Consider the following 23,088-nt stretch of genomic DNA (forward strand, 5'->3'; position numbering starts at 1 on the left):
CACACGCCAATGAGCTTTGACACTCCACTTTCACTCTGCGGGCCATTACGGCAACCGCAACAGATGCTGGCCGAACAAGAGTACAGCGGCCATACCTCCATCCATGACGATGCAATGGCCGAGAAACTCGGCTTCCGGGCCGGGCCTATCGAAGGGCCAACACACTTCAGCCAGTTCGTGCCCTTGCTGACGCAATTGTGGGGCAATGCCTGGTTCGAGCGTGGCTGCTTCTCGGCGCACTTCCAGAATATGGTCGTCGAAGGAGAGTCCGTACGGGCTTTCGTGGAGCTACCTGCGCCGGGCGCCACACGGGCTCGCGCATGGGCTGAAAAGGCGGATGGCACCCCGGTGCTGGAAGCCAGCGCAAGCCTGGGCCCAGACCATGGAACGACGCTGCTGGAAGAACGCATGGCAAAGCTTCGTCCGCCCGAGAGGCTCGTGATTTTATCGGACCTGCATGTCGGCATGACCGGTGCCGAAGATGAGCCGGTGCGCATGGATGCGGACCAACATATGGGAAAACTCTATCCGTTCTCGCTCAAGCAAAAACTTGCCCGGATCACCGAGAGTTCACCCTGGTATGTGGACGGAACCACATCGCCGTGGGGCCGCGCGGTTATTCCACTTGAAATGGTCAGTGTTCTCGCCGAGTACAGCAGCCCCAAGGCGAAATTCCCCGTAAAGCAGCCTGTCGTCGGCCTCTTTGCCGATCAGGAAATCCGCATGATCGAGGGCCCGCTCTTTGTCGGCGAAGACTATCTGATCCGGCGTGAAATCGTGGCTTTGTCGGAGAGCAAGCGAACAGAGTCCTACTGGGTGCGCACGCGCATCTACGACGCGGGCGGACAGCGCCTGAAAGCAGAAATGCTGCTCAATCATGCGACGCTGAAAGAGTCGTTCGCAGGATACGGCGCAGCAGGGAAAGACGCATAGAAGCAGAGGTGCGTTTCAGGAGAATCAATGACGGCTCGCACCGCCGGCGATTCTCCAAAATTAGCCAGGGAAGCGCATGCGAAATCAATTGCATGCAACATCAATTCGAATGGCGCACAATGGCAAAGCACGGGTGCCTGGCTGGTTAGCGCATTAGCGCGCCGCAGGTGTGAAGGTCCACATCACTCGCCAGCGTATGGTCGGAAGCATCGCCCGACACAGTGGTGTGTACATAGCAGCCGGAGTAACGACCGGTCATCCGGGCATTTGCCGATGGAAATTGTCAAAATTGCCTGATATGCGCATATCAATCCTCTGCCTGCATGACAATTTGCCGTGTTCTCCAGGGACTGATGAACAGAAGGTTCATGTCTGTCAACTCATTATTGGTACGACTCCCACGTCCCGTTCGTTTGAGTTTCCATTCCTCCACGATATAATCGCGGCTGGGCATGTGCGATGAAATGGCCGCCAGAAGTGGTTCGGATTCACTAGCGACCGGCCAAAGCAAGCGGCCATGCGGATTCCGCGTGAAGTACCGAAGTACCATTCCCAGTTTTTTCAATTTTGATCGCACCTGCATATGACGCGAGTTTTGCCGCGTACAAATTTCCACAGCTCAGAACTCATTCGTTGTCTTACCGACCTGGCTATTGCAGATCCTGCCGAGCCCGAGAATGCATTCGCTGAAAAACTGGGCTTGTGGATTCACTTTACCGACGCCATCACGCTGTCTGCCGTGCACGGCGACGGCATTGCAAGCTCGCCAGGCAGGCGGTTGCAATCGCGATCCGTTACGCGTATTGACCTGAATACTGAATTCGACCGGGTACGGGAGTTTCTGGTCAATTCGATCAGAAAAAGTTGTTTGCCCGCTTCGGGCAAGACACACATAGCGCTGCCTACGCCAAAACTCGAATTGCCGATAGATCTAGTGGCGGCGTATGTGCCATATCGCCGGTTCTATGAGGCACATCAACGCGACATGGAGCTAAGCATTCAGCCGTTACGCGTCAATGCGCGGGAAGCACTTGCGCAAGCGTCTTCAGCCCTCAAAAAGCTCGCCGAACTGGATGCAGCGCTTGAGAAAATACTGCGCGATCGCGAGGCTAAATTGCTCCCGAAGTTACCGGTGCTGCTCAAAAAACGTTTTGAGCATTTGTTTAAAGCACACCAGCAGATGCTTGTTGATACTCAGCAGGCTGACGACCCTGCCAATTGGACGCAAGCGGGAGGCTGGCTGGCGCGCTTTTGCAATGACATGCAAAGGCTGCTGCTGGCTGAACTAGACCTGCGCCTGCAACCGACCCTAGGGCTCATTGAAGCATTCAATAGCAAGATATGTAATGAATAGACATTTATTTAACGCCGCCTTCTTTCTGGGTGCGTTTGCGGTTATTTGGGTGGGTGTCGGATTTATCGACTCCAGTTTCCTGGCAATCGCCATGACGGCTATCATTGGCGCCGTCTATGGTTTTGGCGCTCTGGAACTACGTCAGTTTCGGCATGCAACGTCTACATTGACAAAGGCACTGGCAGCGATTCCTGAAAATCTCACAGACCTCGGCGACTGGCTGGGCAGCGTGCATGCTTCATTGCGAAACCCCGTGCGCTTGCGCATCGAGGGAGAACGTGTCGGTTTGCCCGGTCCCGCCCTCACACCATATCTGGTCGGCCTGTTGGTAATGCTGGGGATGCTCGGTACGTTTCTGGGCATGGTAGTCACGCTCAAGGGCGCCGTCTTTGCATTGGAAAAAACCACCGATCTCGAGGCGATCCGCTCCGCGCTTGCAGTGCCGGTCTCGGGTCTGGGGTTGGCATTTGGTACTTCGGTGGCCGGAGTCGCCGCATCTGCGATGCTGGGTCTGATGGCAGCGCTCTGCCGACGCGAAAGGATGCTGGCAGCGCAAGCGCTGGACACCAGAATTGCCACCGTATTACGTCGCTTTTCACTTACGCATCAGCGTCAGGAAACCTTCAAGGCCTTGCAGTTGCAATCTCAGGCCTTGCCCGAAGTCGTCGATAAACTGCACGCGATGATGGCGCAGATGAATGGCATGAGCCAACAGCTCAACCAGCGCCTGCTCAGCAATCAGGAAGACTTCCATAGCAATGTCAAAGTGGTCTACACCGACCTGGCATCCGCAGTGGACAAATCCCTGCGCGAAAGTCTGAGCCTGAGCGCACAGGCGGCCGGCGACAGCATCAAGCCCGTCGTCGAAGCTGCGATGAGCGGCATCGCACGTGAAGCGACGGCGATGCACGAACGCCTGGCCCAGACAGTACAGCTGCAGCTCGATGGCTTATCTGAGCGGTTTAGCGACACCGCAACCAAGGTTTCAGCCACCTGGACCGTGGCACTCAAGAGTCACGAACAGGCAAGCGCGGGCATTGTCACGAGTGTGGGACGTTCGCTGGATGCATTCAACGAAACATTCGAACAGCGTTCAAACGCTCTTGTAACTACCGTCGGCGAGACCTACGCCAGCCTGCAAACCGATCAGGCGGAGCGTGATAAACAACGACAGCAGGCGTGGACCCAATCCCTGGAAGCGATGGCAGTGACGCTGAAACACGAATTGGCGCAGACGGGCGCGCAGACACTTGCACAGCAGCAGAAAATCTGCGAGACCCTGACGCAGACCGCGCAAGACATCACCAAGCAGGCACAGGCGAGCGCCAGTAATTCGCTGGCTGAAACCACGCGCCTGATTACCTGTGCTGAAGAATTGATGCGCTCCCGCATGGCCGCCGAAGCGCACTGGATCGACCAGCATCGCGAACGCATGGATCAATTGACCAAGCTGTTACGTACCGAACTCGGCGCCCTCAAGGATGAAGAAGCCTTGCGTGGCAATGCGGCGGTCGAAAGGCTGGGTGAATTGCAAACTGCACTGACGAGCCATCTGACAACGCTGGGCACGGCACTGGAAGAGCCGATCACACGACTGATCGAAACGGCATCGGAAGCACCGCGTGCAGCGGCGGAAGTTATCGGGCAATTGCGTCAGGAAATCTCCAGCAGCGTTGCGCGCGACAACGAACTGCTGGAAGAACGCAGCCGTATCATGGAAACGCTCAATGCCTTGCTCAATGCAATCAATCATGCTTCCGTTGAACAGCGCTCGGTGATCGATTCCCTGGTGGCTTCCTCGGGGGTGGCGCTTAACGCAGCCGCCAACGCGTTCTCTGAAAATGTATCGACCGAAGCCGCCAAGCTCTCCGACATTGCCGCACACGTGACCAGTAGCGCCGTGGAAGTATCGAGCCTGAGTGAGGCATTCAGCTTTGCAGTACAGGCTTTCGGTGAAGCCAATGAAAAGCTGATCGCCAACTTGCAGCGCATCGAAGGCGCGATGGACAAGTCGATGTCGAGAAGCGACGAACAACTTGCCTATTATGTAGCGCAGGCACGTGAAATCATCGACCTCAGCATGACATCCCAAAAAGAAATGCTGGAAGAGTTGCGCCAGCTGCCCGCAAAGCAGGCTGTGCTTGCGGAAGAGGTCAGGTAATGGAAGACATTGACGCAGGTGTGGAGCACACCGCGCCGGTGTGGGCTGTCTTTGGCGACTTGATGTCTGGCTTGCTGGGCGCTTTTGTGCTGATACTGATGGGCGTTGTGGCCGTCCAGATGGAATTGACCTCGCACTTGCAAGATGAAGTCAAGAAGCGCCAGCTTGAAGAGCAGCGCCGGATGAGCCTGGAAAAAGCGCTGGCGATCCCGCTGGCGTCTGGCCGTATCACCTTGAATAATGGTCGCATCGGCATCAGTGGGCAGGTACTGTTCGCAGTCAATTCAGATCAGCTGCAACCCGAAGGCCGGCAGCTGCTAAATAGCCTTGTTACACCGCTGCGTGCGTATCTGGGCGCACGCAATGAAATGCTCATGGTCAGCGGCTTTACCGATGACAAGTCCATACGCAGCGGCCGCTTCGCGGACAACTGGGAATTGTCCGCGCAACGCGCCTTGACCGTCACGCGTACCCTGATCGACGAAGGAATGCCGTCTTCCATGGTATTCGCGGCCGCTTTCGGTTCCGAGCAGCCGGTCAAGCCCAACATCGATGAAGCGGCGCGTGCGCAGAACCGGCGGGTGGAAATGGCGCCGGTGCCGAAGACCCCCAATGCCAATACGCCACCTCATGGATGAATCGGATTTCAGGGAAATTGCGGATGCGTCATTGGACTCATCTCGTGATCTGAACGCATTGATCGTTTCCCTGCGCACTGCAGGTGCGGACCGTTTCGATCCGGTGCGTTTGCACTATATCGACGTGCTCGCCAAACGTGCCATGGCGCATCAGGGGAGCGTCAGGCGCATGCTCGACGCAAAGTTGGCAAAAGCGCTGGCCGCGTTCAGGGAACGCTTTGAACAAGCGCAGTGCGACGCCAGGGAAGCCGTGGGCCGCAACGTGCAGCAGTATCCGCACGCGGCCAGCGATCTGCAGGCGCTCTTGGACGCGGGTGACTTCAAGGGATTGCGGCAATTTATCGCGACACTGAAGGCGCGTGAACAATGCGCTTCATTGAGCGCGCTGGTGCACCGGCTTGAGCATCATTCTCCGGAAAGTGCTGAAAGTGCATATACGCGTGCGGGGACGAAGTTCGGAATGCATGCCGAGATGCATGCCGAGACGCCGTCCAGGACGCGATCGGAACTGAAGACAATACGCAAGTTCAGGAATACCTGGTCAAAACTGAGCGCTGACAAACAAGTGGCGCAGGCACTTGAGCAAGCGCCAACCAATGCCGGGCCGATTAACTCCCATATGCTGGTGCTGCGCTCACTGGCATTGATGCGCGATATCTCACCGGATTATCTCAACCGGTTCATGTCGTACGCAGATACCTTGTTATGTCTTGATCAAGGCGAGAAAGAAAAGCCTGCCATTCCAAAAAAGAAGGCGGCAAAGGCGTCAAAGAAATAATTTTTCGTGTTTGTGATATTGCATCCGGATGAATATACGGACGCAATAAGCCCAAACCAATAACCGGTTTCAGCCTGCTACCTCGGGTTCATTCGTTGCCGGTATTCGCCGGGCCCAGTTCCTGTCCATTTCTTGAATGCGCGATGAAAGGCGCTGGGCTCCGCAAAGCCGAGCTCCATCGCGATGTCCATCACGCTCTTGGAGGTGTGGCAGAGATAGTCGATCGCCATATCACGACGCAGCTGGTCCTTGATGGCCTGGAACGACTGACCTTCGTCTTCCAGGCGGCGCCTGAGCGTCGATGGAGTCATGTGGAGGCTTTGCGCAAAGCTGTCGAAGTCCGGCCATTCCGTGCGCGCGGCTGAACGCAGGCGGCGTCGAATCTGCGCGGCGAGGCCAGTCGTGTTCTTGTATTTGAGCACGATATTGGCTGGCGCCATACGCAGGAAATCCTTGACCGTGACTTCGTTCTGAATCACTGGCAGGTCGAGATAGCTGCGGTCGAAACTAAGCTCGGTGGCATCTTCGTTGAAGCGCAATTGCTGCGAGTACATGAACGGATATTCGGCGCTGCGCGAAGGTTCGGGATAGGCAAATGCCGCCGACAGGATAGGAATGCGCCGGCCAACCAGCCAGCAGGCGACGCCGTGCTGCATCATCAGCAGCGTCTCGTGGCCGAACACGCGGGGGGCGCGCGGTCCCGGCTTTTCGCGAATCATGAAGCGGCCATGCCGTCCGTCTTCTTCCAGGCTGCAATGAAAATCATCAAGAATCAGGTTGAAGAATTGCGCCATGCGCTGCAGCGCCTCATTCAGCGTGGGGGAATGTACGAGAAGATGACACATCATCGCGAAGCTGCCGACTTTCATGCGCCGTGTATCCTGGGCGAATAGTTCGTCATCGAGCGCACGGGCAACGCCCAGCCATAAGGCGCTGAAGTTCTGTGCCGTCACCCGTCCTTGCGGGCTGTGGAGCAGGGCGGGCGAAATCCCCGCATTGCGCAGGATGGCTTCCGCATCCAGGCCGCGTTCCACGATGGGATCGAGGGCAGAGTGGACGAAGTAAATCGAGATACTTCCCTTTTCCATGCGCTAGTTCAAACTCAGAAAAATGCTGTTGGGATAGATTTTATCCCGGATGGCGAACCATGCCTTGTGTTGCGACCGGAAACTGGCAAATACTTCCAGCGATAATGGCATTTTTGGACATGGCTGTGGGGCCGTGGCTTCCCTATACTCAAAGCCGGGCCGGCGTCGCGACAGCGGCACATGTGCACAACAAGAGCCATCGACACCCTGGAGCGCCGCCAGGCGCCAGGCATGTTACTCAAGGCCGCGCCGCACCACGCCGGAAGTTCGTTTATGTTCATCTCGGAGACAAGGTGAAAGCATGAAGGCCACACAGGCATTTTTAGAAGCCCGCGATTTCCTCCAGCGCCATCGCGAAGACTACGACACCGCCTACCGCGATTACCAGGCACCAATCCTCGACAAGTTCAATTGGGCGCTCGATTTCTTTGATGTGCAGGCCCGCGGCAACCAGACACCTGCCTTGTGGGTGGTCGATGAAAACGGCAGCGAGCAAAAAATCAGCTTCGCCGAGATGGCCGAACGGTCCAACCGGGTCGCCAACTATCTGCGCGGACTGGGTGTCGGCCGGGGTGACAAGGTGCTGCTGATGCTGCCAAACCGCGTCGAACTCTGGGAAACCATGCTTGCCGGCATCAAGCTCGGCGCCGTCATGGTGCCGACCACGATGCTGGTGTCGACGGAAGACCTGGCTGACCGACTTGAACGTGGCCAGGTGCGACATGTGATTGCGCAGGCTTCCGAGACCGCCAAGTTTGCATCGCTTACCGGCAGCTATACCCGGATCAGCGTCGGCGGCAAGACAGAAGGCTGGCATGCAATCGAGGACAGTGCCGCAGCCAGCACTGAATTTGTTCCGGACGACGAAACACCGGCGACCGATCCGCTGCTGCTCTATTTCACTTCCGGCACCACCTCCAAGCCCAAACTGGTCTTGCATAGCCATCAAAGTTATCCGGTCGGCCATTTGTCTACCATGTACTGGATAGGCTTGAAAAAGAATGATGTTCACTGGAACATTAGCTCTCCAGGCTGGGCCAAGCATGCGTGGAGCTGTTTCTTCGCGCCATGGAATGCCGGCGCCACGGTATTTGTTTACAACTATGCGCGCTTCAGTGCGAAGAATTGCCTGGACGTGATCGCACGTTGCGGCGTCACCTCATTGTGTGCGCCACCGACGGTGTGGCGCATGATGATCCAGGAAGACCTTGCCGCCTACAAATTGCCGCTGCGCGAACTGGTCGGCGCGGGTGAACCGCTCAATCCGGAAGTCATCGAACAGGTTGAACGCGCATGGGGCATCCGCATCCGTGACGGCTTCGGCCAGTCCGAAACGACCGCGCAAGTCGGCAATACCCCGGGGCAGTTGCTGAAACCGGGTTCCATGGGCCGGCCGCTGCCGGGATATCGGATCGCATTGCTCGACCACAATGACCAGCCTGCCGATGAAGGCGAAATTTGCATCGACACCGGCGCCCGCCCGGTCGGCTTGATGCTCGGCTATGAAGGCGATGCCAACAAGACCGCCGAAGTGATGCGTGACGGCTACTACCATACCGGCGACACTGCCACCCGCGACGCCGATGGCTATTATTTCTATGTCGGCCGAAATGACGATGTGTTCAAGTCGTCCGATTACCGCATCAGTCCCTTTGAACTGGAAAGCGTCCTGATCGAACATGAAGCGGTGCTCGAGGCTGCCATTGTTCCCAGCCCCGATCCATTGCGTCTGTCCGTACCCAAGGCGTTCATTTCACTGCGCGAAGGCCATACGCCGAGCCGCGAACTGGCATTGTCTATTTTTGAGTTTGCACGCGAGAAACTTGCGCCTTACAAACGGATTCGCCGGTTGGAGTTCAGCGACTTGCCGAAAACGATTTCCGGCAAGATACGCCGCGTCGAATTGCGCAAGCATGAACAGGCGCGGAACAGCGGTGACCAGCGCGGTACAAACGAATTCTGGGAAGAAGACCTGGGTTGAAACGAAGGCCGACAGTCACCTGACAGGGCAGAAAACAGCAAAGGGATGGGGACGATATGGCAAATCCGCGCAAACTCTTTGACGCTTTCCGGCATGGCGGGTGACGAGCAGACTTTTTATACTTGGTCCAAGCCAGTTTCCGACCGCCCCTACTGCCCTTTGCGCCTTCAGCAGATATAAACCGGAACATTTGCAACATTTGCAACGTGCCTAACATTCGCAATAAGGATCATCATGACCGACCTTTCCATCGCTCAAAAACTGACCGAATACAAGCCCGCGAACAAGGTGCGCTTTGTTACCGCCGCATCGCTGTTCGATGGCCACGACGCCTCGATCAACATCATGCGCCGCATCCTGATGGCCAATGGCGCTGAAGTGATCCATCTTGGCCACAATCGCTCGGTCGATGAAATCGTCACTGCGGCGCTGCAGGAAGATGCACAGGGCATCGCCATTTCCAGCTACCAGGGCGGGCATGTTGAATACTTCAAGTACATGATCGACCTGCTCAGGGAGCGCGGCGGCGCCCATATCAAAGTCTTCGGCGGCGGCGGCGGCGTGATCGTGCCCGCCGAAATCGCCGACTTGCATGCGTATGGCGTAGCCCGCATCTTCTCGCCGGAAGACGGCCAGCGGCTCGGTTTGGTCGGGATGATTCTGTCGATGATCCAGGTCTGCGATGTCGACCTCTCGACCTATGCACCTGCGTCGCTTGATGTCCTTAAGCAAGGCAGTATCGAGGAGCGTCAGCGTCCGCTGGCTCAGCTGATCACTGCGCTGGAAAACGACAAGGTCGCGCCTGCACTGAAGACCGAACTGCACAAGGCCGCTGACGTCATCCAGACCCCGGTGTTTGGCATCACCGGTACTGGCGGCGCGGGCAAATCGTCTCTGACCGATGAATTGATACGCCGCATCCGCCTCGATCAGGATGATGCGCTGAATATCGCCGTGGTGTCGATCGACCCCTCACGTCGCAAATCGGGCGGCGCCTTGCTGGGCGACCGCATCCGCATGAACGCGATCAATCCCTGGAATGGCCAGTCACGTGTCTTTATGCGTTCGCTCGCCACCCGCGAGGCTGGATCGGAGATTTCGCAGGCATTGCCGGACGTGATTGCCGCCTGCAAGCTTGCCGGATTTGATCTGGTCATTGTGGAGACATCCGGTATCGGCCAGGGCGACGCAGCAATCGTGCCGCATGTCGATCTGTCGATGTATGTAATGACACCTGAATTCGGTGCAGCATCGCAACTGGAAAAAATCGACATGCTAGACTTTGCCGATTTTGTCGCAATCAACAAGTTCGATCGCAAGGGAGCGCAGGATGCATTGCGCGATGTCGCCAAGCAGTACCAGCGCAACCGCGAATTGTGGAGCAAGAAGCCGGACGAGATGCCGGTCTACGGCACCCAGGCGTCGCGTTTCAATGATGACGGCGTCACCGCGCTTTATCAGGGCCTGCTGCCGGCGCTGATCAATCTGGGCCTGAAGGCCAAGCCGGGCAAGCTGGCACCGGTCTCGGTGCGCTTCTCGTCGGGCAAAAACGCCATCGTGCCGCCGGCACGCACGCGTTACCTGGCAGAGATCGCGGACACGGTGCGCGGTTACCATCAGCATGTCGGCAAGCAAGTCACGCTGGCCCGCGAACGCCAGCACCTGCAGGAGGCGGCGCGCATGATGGAGGCGGCCGGCAAGACGATCGACATGGCAGACCTTATCAGTGACCGCGACAACCGACTTGATGCCGAAGCGAAGAAGCTGATCGCAATGTGGCCGGACATGCAAGCCGCGTATGCAGGCGACGATTACGTCGTCAAGATCCGCGACAAGGAAATCCGCACGCGCCTCGTGCAAACCACCTTATCCGGGACCAAGATCCGCAAGGTCTCGCTGCCGAAATTCCAGGACCACGGTGAAATCCTGCGCTGGCTGATGCTGGAAAACGTACCCGGCTCCTTCCCTTATACCGCCGGCGTGTTTGCCTTCAAGCGCGAAGGTGAGGACCCGACGCGCATGTTCGCGGGCGAGGGCGATGCCTTCCGCACCAACCGTCGCTTCAAGCTCGTGTCCGAAGGCATGGATGCAAAGCGCCTGTCAACCGCCTTCGATTCGGTCACACTGTACGGCGCGGATCCCGCATCGCGTCCCGATATTTACGGCAAGATCGGCAACTCCGGTGTGTCGATTGCCACGCTCGATGACATGAAAGTGTTATACGACGGCTTTGACCTCTGCAATCCCTCGACCTCGGTATCAATGACCATCAACGGGCCGGCGCCGACCATACTCGCGATGTTCATGAACACCGCGATCGACCAGCAGATGGACAAGTTCCGCGCCGATAACAAGCGCGAGCCGACCGCTGACGAAGCCGCCAAGATCAGGGCATGGGTGCTGCAGAATGTGCGCGGCACCGTGCAGGCCGACATCCTCAAGGAAGACCAGGGCCAGAACACCTGCATCTTCTCGACCGAGTTTTCGCTGAAGGTGATGGGCGATATCCAGGAATATTTTGTTCATCACCAGGTCCGTAATTTCTATTCGGTATCGATCTCCGGTTATCACATCGCCGAGGCCGGTGCGAATCCGATTTCGCAACTGGCGTTCACGCTGTCCAACGGATTCACTTTCGTCGAAGCCTATCTGGCGCGCGGCATGCACATCGATGACTTCGCTCCCAACCTGTCGTTCTTCTTCTCCAACGGCATGGATCCGGAATACACAGTGCTCGGCCGCGTGGCGCGCCGCATCTGGGCGGTCGCGATGCGCGAAAAATACGGCGCCAACGAACGCTCGCAAAAACTCAAGTACCACATCCAGACGTCAGGCCGTTCGCTGCATGCACAGGAAATCGACTTCAACGATATCCGCACCACGCTGCAGGCTCTGATCGCAATTTACGACAATTGCAATTCGCTGCACACCAATGCTTATGACGAAGCAATCACGACACCGACCGATGAATCGGTGCGCCGCGCATTGGCGATCCAGCTCATCATCAATCGCGAATGGGGACTGGCAAAGAACGAGAATCCGAACCAGGGTTCCTTCATCATTGAGGAACTGACCGATCTCGTCGAAGAAGCGGTGCTGCAGGAATTCGAGCGCATCGCCGAACGCGGCGGCGTGCTCGGCGCGATGGAAACCGGCTATCAGCGCGGCAAGATCCAGGAAGAATCGATGTACTACGAACAGCTCAAGCACGACGGCACGTTGCCCATCATCGGCGTCAACACCTTCCGCAACCCCAAGGGTGATACGACGCCGCAGACGCTGGAACTGGCCCGCTCCACCGATGAGGAAAAGCAATCGCAGCTCAAGCGGCTTGCCGAGTTCCATGCGCGCAATGCAGACCGTGCGCCAGCCATACTGCAAAAGCTGCAGCAGGCCGTGATTGAAGACAAGAACGTGTTCGAAACACTGATGGATGCGGTGCGTGTCTGCTCGCTTGGTCAGATCAGCGGCGCGCTGTTCGAAGTCGGTGGACAATACCGCCGTTCGATGTAAGCGCGCTCTGGCATCATGAAACGGGAAGCGATCCGTCAACTCAAGCGCGCCGTATCGGATGGCAATGACGCGCAAGCCATGCAAGCGCTGCTTGAGCGTTCAGTCCGGTTTGGCCACAAACGCCTGGCACTGCTGCGCTGCCTGCAGGCGGAGCACCTCGGCATCACAGTGATGCCGGACACGTTACACTATTGCCAGCAAGTCGCCGACCGCATGGCACCCGCTGAACTGCAGCGCATTATTCGTCAGGCGATGACCTCGACCGTGCGAGGCAAATTGATCAATTAAACAATTAAGCTGGGCCGGACCCGGCACGCCATGGTAGAACATTGGCATTCAGAAAGGGATGTATGCAAGAAGATCTGGTATTGACCCGCAAGGAAGGCCGCGTAGGCATTCTCCAGCTTAATCGTCCAGCCCAGTTGAATGCGCTCAACGACGCATTGATGGATGCACTCGGCACAGCGTTACTGGCGATGGAGCAGGACAACGACATCGGCTGCATCGTACTGACCGGCAGCGCCAAGGCATTTGCCGCCGGTGCGGATATCGCCGCCATGCAACCGATGAACTACATCGACGTGGTGCGTAACAACTTTATCGGGCGCAACTGGGAAACGATTCTTCAATTGCGCAAACCGGTTATCGCCGCTGTTGCCGGCTATGCGCTCGGCGGTGGCTGTGAGCTTGCTATGATGTGCGACTTCATTATCGCCGCCGACAATGCCAAGTTTGGCCAGCCGGAAATCAAGATTGGCATCATTCCCGGTGCAGGCGGTACACAGCGTCTGCCGCGCGCCATCTCAAAATCCAAGGCAATGGACATGGTACTGACCGGCCGCATGATGGATGCTCAGGAAGCAGAACGTGCCGGCCTGGTATCGCGCATCGTGCCGGCAGACAAGCTCGAACAGGAAGCGATCGAAGCGGCCACCATCATCGCCGCAATGTCACTGCCGAGCGTGATGGCAGCCAAGGAAGCCGTCAACCGGGCCTATGAATCGACACTGACGGAAGGTGTGCTATTTGAACGCCGTACCTTCCATGCCTTGTTCGGTACACAGGATCAGAAGGAGGGGATGAAAGCCTTCCTCGAAAAGCGCAAGCCGGAGTTCAAGCATGAGTGAAACCGATGACCGCTCGATGTTGCGGATGGCAAACGAACTGATCGGTGGACGCCGATCGGTACGCGCCTTTCGGTCGACCCCGATCGACAAGACAACAATCACGTCCATCCTTGAACTGGCAAGCCGGGCGCCTTCGGGCACCAACACGCAGCCCTGGAAAGTCACCGTGGTAACCGGCGCGACGCAGCGCCGCGTGATTGACGCACTGGTCGCCGCATTCAACGATCCTGAAGCATCGACCAAGTATCGCGAGGAATACCCGTACTATCCGCGTGAGTGGCAGTCCCCGTATATTGAACGCCGCCGCAAGGTGGGATGGGACTTGTACAGCTTGCTCGGTATTGCCAAAGGTGATAAGGCGCGCATGCATGTACAGCACCGGCGCAATGTGGAGTTTTTCGGTGCGCCGGTCACGCTGTTCTTCACGATTGATCGCATTATGGAACAGGGCAGCTGGCTCGATTACGGCATGTTCCTGCAAAACGTGATGCTTGCCGCACGCGCCCATGGACTGGAGACTTGCCCGCAGGCAGCCATCAATGATTTCCACTCAATCTTGCGCGAGCTGCTGCAATGGCCGGACAACGAAGCCATGGTGTGTAGCATGTCGCTCGGCTATGAGGATACTGACGCGATTGAAAGCCGGTTGGTTACGGAACGCACACCGGTGGAAGAGTTCACCCGCTTCTTCGATTGAAATAACGACCTCGAACATCGCAGGTACTGGTACTGCCGCCAGTATCAGTACCAATGATGGCTCTTCTTGTGCCGACCGCTGATACTTTGCTATCCGCTACTTGCTACTGACCGAGTTTTTCCTGCACCAGCTTTTCCAGTGCGGGTGAGCTTTTCGTCGCCAGGCATCCGACCGCACCGCTGCCGCCTTGTGCGCCCAGCGTCGTGGCGGCCACATCGCAGACCTTTGCCGCCACCTCAAGTGGGACCTGTACCGTGAGTGGAATCTGGCTGGGTTCCACGCGCAGGTTTTTTGCGACGTCGAAAGAAACAGCTTTGATGTCAACGACAACTTGTAGCGATTCCTCCGCGAATGTGGACGAAACAAGTCCAATAACGAGCATAGCGGGAATTGCTGAAGCGAGAAAAGTGCAGTGCGCATTCATTTCACGTCCTCAATGCAACAGTGTGGACCATTGTGGACCAGTGTGGAAAAAACATGCCAGGCTACATGGGGAAGGCATGTTCACTCACCATTCAATATCGGTGGCGATACGCTAAACCCCAAAGCCTGTTACGTCCACTTACATCGATCGTGCCGGAGTGGCCGCCGAACTGATTTGTTTTTCGGAATAAGGTCCTGCCACTATCCAGGTATAAGAATTTAGTACCGAAAGTCGGCCACAATCCACCAGTGGCGGTTTCTTCGACTTCAAAGGTCGGGTTCGCGATACTCCATGCACCGCAACCAAGCAATGGAGAAAACATGCAAGTCCTTATTCAACGTGATACGCGCATGGGTAATATCGCATTGAAACCGTGACCGTGGTTTCGGTGTTCGAGTGGCTGCAGCGAATGAAAATGAGCGGTGCGCCTGTGCTTTGTTCGCTGAACGGGCGCAACTGCAGCCATGCTTGCAGGCAGCTAATTTGTAATGTCAGAAAATAACTGGCGTTATGCTGTGCCATTCTGATGCAGCTCATCAACGATGGCGCTGAAATCGCTACCATTCCGCCGGGGTACGCAAAGCAGCGGCGAGCGACCTTGGCGGCTTCAGCAACTGTTCTTCCATTGCTAAACCGGAATTGATCACATTGGCTACGTCGGTGACGCGCAACTCTGCACAAGCCACGATAGCACTAACATGAGAAAACCGAATCACTCCGACCTCCTGCTGTCCCTTGCTTCAGGCACTGTACTCCTCGGCTTCGCGGTCAATGCATGCGCGCAACAGGAAAAGCAGCTCGACGCGGTTGTCGTATCGGCCAGCCGTACCGAACAAAAACGCTTTGATGCCGCTGCCTCGGTTGACGCCGTGGCGATCGACCCATTTCGCACGGCCTCTCCATTGGTCAATATGTCGGAGCTGCTGTCGGCTGTGCCTGGCATACAAATCCGTGAGCGGCAAAACTATGCGCAGGACTTGCAGTTGTCGGTACGCGGTTTCGGTACGCGTTCCACTTTCGGCGTGCGCGGTGTGCGCATTCTGATTGATGGCATTCCGGCGACCATGCCGGACGGGCAGGGGCAGGCAGCCACCGCGACGCTGAACTCTACCCGCAGCATCGAAATCCTGCGTGGCCCACTTGCGCAGTTGTACGGCAACGCGGCCGGCGGTGTAGTTCAGGTACTCACCAACGATCCGCCGCTCGCACCGCAACCTCCCATGGCCAGCTTGTCGCTTGGTGCCGGCAGCTACGGCCAACGCCAAACCGGTTTTACCGTCGCTGGTGGCCGCAGCGTACTCGGCGGCCTCCTGGATGTGTCTCATTATGAGACTGACGGTTATCGCGACCACAGCGCGGCCGAACGCACCCAGCTCAACGGCAAAGTACTATGGCGCCCTACGAATAACACCAGGATAACCGGCGTCGTCAATGTGTTCAGGCAGCCACTGGCACAGGATCCGTTAGGGCTTACACGCGCACAGTTTGAGCAGAATCCGCGTCAGGTCGTCCCTGCGGCGCTGACTTTCGATACACGCAAATCCGTTGAGCAGCAACAGGCTGGCCTTGTCATCGAACACAAGCTTGATCGCAGCAATACCCTCAATGGCCGTCTTTATGCGGGAACCCGGCAGGTCCATCAAACCCTGGCCTTTAGCGGCGCGGCAGCAAACTCTTCGGGCGGCGTGGTCGATCTCGACAATCATTATCGCGGCATCGGTGTGAGCTGGACGCATGCCACCAAGGCCAACGGCATGCCGCTGAACTGGACCATCGGCATGGAAGCAGATGATCTCGATCAGGCGCGCAAAGGGTTCGTCAACAACAACGGCACCAGCGGCGCATTGCGCCGCGATGAGCTTGACGGCGCGCGCAACGTCGACCTCTTCGGTCAGTTGGACTGGACATTCGCGCCGCAGTGGAAGGCGACCGCCGGTGTGCGTTCGAGCCGCGTGCGTCTGTCGGTGGATGATCGTTACGTTACCGTCGCCAGCCCGAACGACAGTGGTAGCGTCGACTATCGCAACACAAGTCCGGTCCTTGGCCTTGTCTGGTATGTCAATAACGACCTAAATATCTATGGCAACCTTGGCCGTGGATTCGAAACCCCGACACTGGCCGAGTCCGCCTACCGTGCCGGCGCGACCGGCCCCAATCTCGGATTGCAGCCTTCGCGCAGCCTGCAGGGCGAAGTCGGCATGAAATGGCGTTCTGGCGCACAGAGCCTGGACCTTGCCCTATTCAATGCGCGTAGTCGCGATGAGATCGTTCCGCAGACAACGGAAAACGGCCGCTCGATCTTCCAGAACATTGACAAGGTGCAGCGTCGCGGCATTGAAGCCAGCTGGCGCAACGACATCGGGCGGTACAGTACGCAGCTGGCCTATACGCTGCTCGACGCGCAGTTCCGTCAAAGCTTCCTGACAGGACAAAACACTGTCGTCGCAACAGGCAACCGCCTGCCTGGCGCCCCAATGCACAGCCTCGTCACGCAACTGGAATACCGGCCCGCGTCCGGGCTTAGCACGGCAATTGAAGTGCGACTGGAAAGCAGAGCCTATGTCGATGACCTCAATACCGAGGCCGCATCGGGCTACGGGGTGGTCAATCTGCGCGCCGGCCAGGAATTGCGCGCGGGTGCCATGAAATGGTACTTGTACGGCAGGCTCGACAATGTATTTGACAAGCAATATGCCGGCTCGGTGATTGTCAACGATGGTAACCGCCGTTTCTTCGAACCAGCAGCAGGACGCCGCGTGTTCATCGGAATGCGGGCGATGCTCTAGTTCATATTCTGTCATCCAGTTGACTTCCATTGTTCACGTCCGGCAACCGTGGGCATGAATGCTACGGTCTCGTCGCCAGGGAAACGTATTTTGCGAGCGCATCAACTTGTCGTTGAAACCATTTATATCAACAGGGAAAGCTTGAAAACATACTATCCTCGCACACGCGTCCGATGCATTTTCTCTGGGCGGCCAAGGTATCCAATCACCAACAAGGAATTGCATGAATCGACGCTGGGAGCTCGACTTACTACGTGGTCTGATGCTGGTGCTGATGTTCATTACGCACCTGCCGACCCGGTTCTCGAGCATGCTGGGTCAGCCATTCGGCTATGTATCCGCCGCCGAGGGTTTCGTGATGCTGTCCGCTTTCATGGCGGGGATGATCTATACCAGCAAGGCTGAACGCGATGGTATTCCTGCGATGCGGAATGCGTTTCTGGCACGTGCCCTGAAAATTTATGCCTGTCATGCGGCACTGTTGCTGCTTCTGTTTACCGTGATTGCCGCAGTGGGCGTCTCGCGCGATGAGCCCGCGCTCAAGAACCTGATCGGCTTTTATCTGGAGCAACCTCTCGCTGGCCTGACTGGCGGCTTACTGTTGATTTACAACCCGCCGCTGCTCGACATCCTTCCTTTGTATATTGTGTTGATGCTGGTCAGTCCCATGGTGCTCGAGCGTGGTCTCAAGCATGGCTGGGGTGGAATACTTACTATCAGCATTGTGTTATGGGCGGTATCCCAATTCAATGTTTCCGAAAGTATGTACGCTACGTTTGTTTCGGTGACCGACCTGCAGGTGCCCTACAAGGAAACCGGCGCCTTCGAAACCTTTGCCTGGCAGTTCCTCTGGATACTCGGCTTGTGGATGGGGGCGCTGACCGCTACAGGCCAGCTGAAGGACCGCAAACCGTTCTCACCGGTGTTGATCACTGCGTGCCTCGCAGTCGCTCTTCCCTTGCTGCTCTGGCGTTATATTGCCGGACAGGTTCCCGTCGAAGGTGAAAGCATCATCAATCATCTTTTCGACAAATGGCATCTCGGCCTCTTCCGGCTGCTCAATTTCTTCGCCTTGCTTGTATTGATCATGCACTTCGGAGATTGGCTAAAGGCCCATGTGCCACGCCTGCGTTTTCTTCAAACGCTGGGTGCCGCATCGCTTCCTGTGTTTTGCATGCACCTTGTGGTGGTCCTGCTGGCATTGTCCATGTTTGGAGAAAGCACGCCTGAACGATCGATACGGACCGATCTCATGCTGCTGTTCGGGGGACTTGCCTGCCTGTACGTTGCCGCGCTGATTACCTTGCGCTTCGATGCCGAAGCGAGGCCGAAGACGAGAGCGGCGCCCGGCTAGACACTCACGCTATGTCGTCGTTATCGTATGTAGGAAGAAATAACCGAGCGCCATAGCGCGTAGCCGGTGGTATTCAGGTGCAGCGCATCTTCCCGGAACAGTTCCTTGCGCGGAGTGCCGTCGACGTCCAGCATCGGGGTGAAGATATCGATGAACTGAAGGTTGCTGTCTGATGCGACGTAATCCTTGATTAGCGTATTGGCACGCTGAATCTTGCCAAGCAGTGCCTCACGCGCGGGGCTAGGCTTGATGGAAATATAAGCGATGCGGGTCTGTGGCAACTTTGCATGCACGCCCTTAACAAAGTCGACAAAGCTTTGTCGCACCTGTTCCGGTGTACGTCCCTCCGCAAGGTCGTTATCGCCTGCATAAACAAGTACCATTCGCGGCTTGTACGGAACAACCAGGCGACCAAGATAAGTTTTGCAATCTTCCATCCTGGAACCACCAAAGCCGCGCTTGACTACTACCGGCAAAGCACTGAACTGCGTTTCAAGTCCGTCCCACAAGCGGATCGATGAACTACCAACAAACAGCACCCCGCCTGGAGGCGGCGTTTTCTCCTTGTCAGCTTGCTCAAAAGCTGCAAAGCTCGGTGCCCATTTTGGGTCAATTGCGGCAATACTGTTTCCCACCTGCGAATGCGTAGCGGACGTCTGCGCAATGGCAGGCGCAGCAATAAGCAGTGAAAGACTGGCAAACAAAAGGGCGCGTGCACGGATCACGGGCATCTCATCAAGGTGGGTGTTGGAAAATCGGAATGGATTGGCATCCATGATAAAGACGATCGCGGCAAAGTAGAAGTGCGTGACTGATTTTGACGACAAATCAGGAAGCCATTGCGGCGTACAGACAACGATTGAGGGTGAAAAGTTTCAGCGCGTAATTTGTAATCGGTAAGATTATGTCGATACTGTTGCGTTCAAGAATATTGAGTCAACCCACCGCTGCTATCATTCTCCTTTATTCGATTTATGGGATGCAATCGTAGACGGTGCGGCGCACCGAACGTGGCTGCATTGCCTTACAAAACTATCGTGCCATGAATGAGCTGGAAAGAATCAATGCCATTTTTGAATGGCTCGGCAACGGGGGCCGAGTGAAAATGGTGCGAGAATTAAAGACCAACGCTGGTCAGGTATTTGCAGCGGGAGAAGAGTTGCGATTGGTACGGCTCGAACCTTCACTGGTCGATCATTCCTTTATCGCTGTGTTTGAAAGCGAAGCCATTGCGGCAAAGATCATTCGCATACGAGAGACCAGCTTTGACCGGCTTGAGCCGATCTGATGCAGCGACGCGTAAGCATGCACGTAAGCAAGTCCACCCGCAGTCCACTTGGCTACGATCAGCAAGCGCCTTTTTTTGCCTGTCCGGGAGGACAGAAGCCGCCACCTTGTTCCGGTGCGCAGCGGCCCTTTTTTGCCTGGCCCGGTGGGCAGAAGCCACTATCGTTTCCGCTACTGACCGGAATCGGGACAGGTATTACGGCACAGCCACCAAGAGCTGTGCCCACAACCAGCGCCACGACCGTAGCGGCGCTGTGCAATATCTTTCGCATGGGTGTCCGATCAAGCGGCAAGTTTCACCGTTCCACGAACTCCGTTCTTTGACGGTGGTAAACGACGCAAGGTCTTTAGCGTGTCCGGTTCATGGATAGTGACGGTCTTTTGCTCAACAGAAATGAGACCGAGTGCATTGAATGCTGACAGTGTGCGGCTGACCGTTTCCAGTGTGAGACCAAGGTAGCTGCCAATTTCCTGACGCGTCATGCGCAGGTTGAACTGCTTGCTCGAAAAGCCGATTTCCGCAAAGCGCTCGGACAACGAAATCAGGAAGCGGGCGACGCGTGCTTCAGCACCCAGCGAGCCGATCGAACTGATCATGCGCTGTTCGCGAATCAGTTCGCGACCCATGGCACCCCACATTGCCTGTTCGACGTCGGGCGATGCCTTGCCGATCGTCAGCAGGGTTTTGAATGGGATAAGGATCACGTCGCAGGTGGACAGCGCAACGACTTCGGAGGTGTATGCCTTGCCGTGGATGCCATCGATGCCGAACATGTCGCCCTTCATCGGAAAGCCGAGCACCAGCTCGTTACCGGATTCATCAATCGCCACGGTTTTGAGGAAGCCTGAGTACACCACATACAGCATGTCAAATGGCTGGCCAATGGTGTAAATACGCTGGCCTGCGCGGAACTGCATATGCTGAAAGCGGATCGTGTCATCAGCCTGCGATACCGGCACTTGCATTAGCTGGCATACCTCTTCGAGGGAAGACCAGAGCTTGGTCTGGCGTGTTCCGTTCGGCAGTGCCTGCGCAGTGTGCGAGGAAACGAACTGGTTGGACGGTGTCTGTGTCGCGAACATATGGGCTCCTTGTTGTTCGTACGGGGATGGGGTACGTGATGGAAGAGAGTATCCAGCTTTGGCGCACAGAAATAAATCGGAATGCACGGAATATCGTGTAGGCAATTTCCGAATTACAAATGGTTGCAATTGATAATACGCAGACTGTCATGCCGGATGGAAATGAAGCTTTAGCTTTTCCTCCAGGCTAAGGTATCGACGTCACCTGCTACGCGCGTAGAAAAACGTATACTGTGGTCAATACTTTTTCTTTAAGGGCTGATTACAGCGAATGCTTGCATCGGTGCATCATCGTGGCCGTGTCATCAAACCTGAATAAGTAATCATCACCTTGATGGGAAGCGCAAAAAATGAAAGTGGAACTCGATCTCGAACGTCTCGAAGACATGCTCGACATGTGGCGAAAATCAGTCGACCTGCAGGTTCCGATGATGGACGATTTCAAGATACGCATGATGCAGAACCGTCGTCAGATTCTCGAAAATCTCGTGCAAACAGCAACAGGCTGGAACCTCATGCTCAACTGCATGCATGCGCCTGACGACACGGCTCTTCTGCACGAAATGAAATCCAAGGTATCGAGTTTCGTAACGTGGGCGGCCGGCGAAATCGATGCACTAGACGCAATCGGTTGAGTGTCACGCCCAGCAGTTGTATTAATCTGCGCCGATTCAGCTTGCGTATTGCAAAGAACAAAGCCGGGGCCGGATAAAATAGCCGTGCTTCGTCCCCGAGACTTCCTATGTTCATCCGCACTCCCTTGTCAATCTGCCTGTTTGCCTTTTCCCTGTTATCGCAGCCGGAAACGGCTATTGCAGCGGACTGTGGGGCACCACAACGCAATGTTGCATTCGCCACCAGGCTTGTCGCGCTTGCCGACCTCGAATATCGCGAGTTTAACGGTCATCGCATCGGCGACGACGGCCATCTTCTCAAGTTCGGTTCCGCTGAATCCGAAACCGAGCTGTTGCATGACCCAGTGTCCGGTGACGCGTCGCCGACACAATCCGGTCGCTTTGCGTGGCGCAGGGTATGGGAGTACTGGATTACATTAGGTCGCCATGTCGATGGCGAACCTTTGCATCGGAAGCTAGTGTTCGTACCAGAACTGCTCGACGACCCGGGCACGCGTGAACGAACCAGGGAAATCGAACTGGCAAAGGTGTTTGAAGGTTTGGTCGCAGAGGACGATCGTGTCCGCAGTGCCTTGCGCGAAGCCGCGGTACGCGCAGCGCTCAATGACTCGGCATGGTCAGCCGCATTCATATCCTTTCTAATGGATCGCGCCGGCCTGAGCGGTGAACAGTTCCGCTACACCGCCACACATTCAGACTATATCAAGGCCGCGTTTGATGGGTCGGACAGCTACGCGTATCGGGCATGCAATCCTGCAACAGTGAAACCGCGTATTGGCGACCTGCTGTGCTACTCGCGCGGCAATCGTCCGCTGAAGCGCTTTGCTGACTGGATACGGGCTGTTCAGTCGGCACGTTTTGTCAGTGCCTCGCATTGTGAAGTCGTGGTCGATGTCGATGCGTCCGCGCGCAAGATCGACACGATAGGAGGAAATGTCCTGCAGTCCGTCGCTCGCCGAAGACTCAGGCTCAACGAAGCCGGAGTCCTTTCACGGAACCACTCTCCTGAAAGCTTTCCTCAGGCGGAGGAGAAGGATTGTCTGACCAGCAAATACTGCAAGCGGCAAAACTTCAACTTGCAATACTGGAGCGTGCTGCTGCAGCTGAAATAGCGCGTTTGGCAAGGACTCTGTCTATTACATCAACTGCGCGCTCGTTATGAACGTTATCTCGTGCTGGTGTATTGCGACATGCTGCGTCGATACAACGTGGAAGCCGTCATTGAAATGGACGAAGCCTCTTATTTCGC

General features: G+C 56.4%; 19 protein-coding genes. 15 read left to right on the top strand and 4 right to left on the bottom strand.

All coding sequences use genetic code 11. The features are described from left to right. Positions 1 to 9 precede the first annotated feature (9 nt). The 5 genes from ACFQUU_RS01795 to ACFQUU_RS01815 all read left to right on the top strand — a co-directional run bounded on the left by ACFQUU_RS01795 (position 10) and on the right by ACFQUU_RS01815 (position 5,864). The gene (locus ACFQUU_RS01795) at positions 10 to 933 is read left to right on the top strand and encodes a hypothetical protein (RefSeq protein ID WP_382241750.1); all 924 of its coding nucleotides are present in this window, start codon (positions 10 to 12) and stop codon (positions 931 to 933) included. 583 nt (positions 934 to 1,516) lie between these two features. Beyond that, complete coding sequence (locus tag ACFQUU_RS01800; protein WP_382241753.1) at positions 1,517 to 2,287, top strand: DUF3348 family protein; 771 nt, start codon at positions 1,517 to 1,519, stop codon at positions 2,285 to 2,287. After that, on the top strand, positions 2,280 to 4,448 hold the full coding sequence (locus ACFQUU_RS01805; RefSeq protein ID WP_382241756.1) for a DUF802 domain-containing protein: 2,169 nt from the start codon (positions 2,280 to 2,282) through the stop codon (positions 4,446 to 4,448). Before ACFQUU_RS01800 ends, ACFQUU_RS01805 begins: the two co-directional genes overlap by 8 nt. Further along, positions 4,448 to 5,086, top strand: a complete 639-nt coding sequence (locus ACFQUU_RS01810; protein WP_382241759.1) for an OmpA family protein — start codon at positions 4,448 to 4,450, stop codon at positions 5,084 to 5,086. Before ACFQUU_RS01805 ends, ACFQUU_RS01810 begins: the two co-directional genes overlap by 1 nt. Then, positions 5,061 to 5,864 carry a DUF2894 domain-containing protein gene (locus tag ACFQUU_RS01815; RefSeq protein WP_382241762.1) on the top strand — a complete coding sequence of 268 codons (804 nt, stop codon included), beginning with the start codon at positions 5,061 to 5,063 and terminating at the stop codon, positions 5,862 to 5,864. The genes ACFQUU_RS01810 and ACFQUU_RS01815 overlap by 26 nt, the downstream gene beginning before the upstream one ends. A gap of 77 nt (positions 5,865 to 5,941) precedes the next feature. Here the strand turns inward: ACFQUU_RS01815 and ACFQUU_RS01820 are convergent, their stop codons facing one another. Further along, the gene (locus ACFQUU_RS01820) at positions 5,942 to 6,952 is read right to left on the bottom strand and encodes an AraC family transcriptional regulator (RefSeq protein WP_382241764.1); all 1,011 of its coding nucleotides are present in this window, start codon (positions 6,950 to 6,952) and stop codon (positions 5,942 to 5,944) included. A gap of 301 nt (positions 6,953 to 7,253) precedes the next feature. On the opposite strand from ACFQUU_RS01820, the gene ACFQUU_RS01825 reads away from it, so the two are divergent. The 5 genes from ACFQUU_RS01825 (at position 7,254) to ACFQUU_RS01845 (ending at position 14,270) form a co-directional block, all read left to right on the top strand. Beyond that, positions 7,254 to 8,933, top strand: coding sequence for an AMP-binding protein (locus ACFQUU_RS01825; RefSeq protein WP_382241767.1), 1,680 nt, complete (start codon positions 7,254 to 7,256; stop codon positions 8,931 to 8,933). A 234-nt stretch (positions 8,934 to 9,167) separates the two neighbouring features. Continuing rightward, positions 9,168 to 12,446 carry a fused isobutyryl-CoA mutase/GTPase IcmF gene (gene icmF / locus ACFQUU_RS01830; RefSeq protein WP_382241770.1) on the top strand — a complete coding sequence of 1,093 codons (3,279 nt, stop codon included), beginning with the start codon at positions 9,168 to 9,170 and terminating at the stop codon, positions 12,444 to 12,446. 15 nt (positions 12,447 to 12,461) lie between these two features. Further along, positions 12,462 to 12,734 carry a hypothetical protein gene (locus ACFQUU_RS01835; RefSeq protein ID WP_382241773.1) on the top strand — a complete coding sequence of 91 codons (273 nt, stop codon included), beginning with the start codon at positions 12,462 to 12,464 and terminating at the stop codon, positions 12,732 to 12,734. 62 nt (positions 12,735 to 12,796) lie between these two features. After that, entirely contained in the window at positions 12,797 to 13,573 is a 777-nt protein-coding gene (locus tag ACFQUU_RS01840) for an enoyl-CoA hydratase (protein ID WP_382241776.1), read from the top strand. Continuing rightward, the gene (locus ACFQUU_RS01845) at positions 13,566 to 14,270 is read left to right on the top strand and encodes a nitroreductase (protein WP_382241779.1); all 705 of its coding nucleotides are present in this window, start codon (positions 13,566 to 13,568) and stop codon (positions 14,268 to 14,270) included. The genes ACFQUU_RS01840 and ACFQUU_RS01845 overlap by 8 nt, the downstream gene beginning before the upstream one ends. 103 nt (positions 14,271 to 14,373) lie before the next feature. Here ACFQUU_RS01845 and ACFQUU_RS01850 read toward each other — a convergent pair whose 3' ends face one another. Beyond that, the gene (locus tag ACFQUU_RS01850) at positions 14,374 to 14,652 is read right to left on the bottom strand and encodes a hypothetical protein (RefSeq protein ID WP_382241782.1); all 279 of its coding nucleotides are present in this window, start codon (positions 14,650 to 14,652) and stop codon (positions 14,374 to 14,376) included. A gap of 740 nt (positions 14,653 to 15,392) precedes the next feature. Here ACFQUU_RS01850 and ACFQUU_RS01855 point away from each other — a divergent pair. Together ACFQUU_RS01855 and opgC are read left to right on the top strand one after the other, a co-directional pair. After that, on the top strand, positions 15,393 to 17,480 hold the full coding sequence (locus ACFQUU_RS01855; protein ID WP_382241786.1) for a TonB-dependent receptor family protein: 2,088 nt from the start codon (positions 15,393 to 15,395) through the stop codon (positions 17,478 to 17,480). A gap of 223 nt (positions 17,481 to 17,703) precedes the next feature. After that, positions 17,704 to 18,834, top strand: a complete 1,131-nt coding sequence (gene opgC / locus ACFQUU_RS01860; protein WP_382241789.1) for an OpgC domain-containing protein — start codon at positions 17,704 to 17,706, stop codon at positions 18,832 to 18,834. A 20-nt stretch (positions 18,835 to 18,854) separates the two neighbouring features. On the opposite strand, the gene ACFQUU_RS01865 is transcribed toward opgC, so the two are convergent. After that, on the bottom strand, positions 18,855 to 19,661 hold the full coding sequence (locus ACFQUU_RS01865) for an SGNH/GDSL hydrolase family protein (RefSeq protein WP_382241792.1): 807 nt from the start codon (positions 19,659 to 19,661) through the stop codon (positions 18,855 to 18,857). Between the two features lie 215 nt (positions 19,662 to 19,876). On the opposite strand from ACFQUU_RS01865, the gene ACFQUU_RS01870 reads away from it, so the two are divergent. Continuing rightward, complete coding sequence (locus tag ACFQUU_RS01870; protein ID WP_382241795.1) at positions 19,877 to 20,122, top strand: hypothetical protein; 246 nt, start codon at positions 19,877 to 19,879, stop codon at positions 20,120 to 20,122. A 281-nt stretch (positions 20,123 to 20,403) separates the two neighbouring features. Here the strand turns inward: ACFQUU_RS01870 and ACFQUU_RS01875 are convergent, their stop codons facing one another. Next, a complete protein-coding gene (locus ACFQUU_RS01875) occupies positions 20,404 to 21,204 on the bottom strand; it encodes a Crp/Fnr family transcriptional regulator (protein ID WP_382241797.1) in 801 nt (266 codons plus the stop codon). A gap of 350 nt (positions 21,205 to 21,554) precedes the next feature. Between ACFQUU_RS01875 and ACFQUU_RS01880 the strand changes: the two genes are divergently transcribed. Together ACFQUU_RS01880 and ACFQUU_RS01885 are read left to right on the top strand one after the other, a co-directional pair. Further along, complete coding sequence (locus ACFQUU_RS01880) at positions 21,555 to 21,839, top strand: hypothetical protein (RefSeq protein ID WP_382241799.1); 285 nt, start codon at positions 21,555 to 21,557, stop codon at positions 21,837 to 21,839. Positions 21,840 to 21,946: 107 nt separating this feature from the next. Further along, a complete protein-coding gene (locus tag ACFQUU_RS01885) occupies positions 21,947 to 22,951 on the top strand; it encodes a DUF2272 domain-containing protein (RefSeq protein WP_382241802.1) in 1,005 nt (334 codons plus the stop codon). Positions 22,952 to 23,088: the final 137 nt, after the last annotated feature.

Origin of the sequence: Herbaspirillum sp. GCM10030257, from assembly GCF_042666555.1 — a bacterium.
Classification (GTDB): Bacteria; Pseudomonadota; Gammaproteobacteria; order Burkholderiales; family Burkholderiaceae_D; genus Noviherbaspirillum.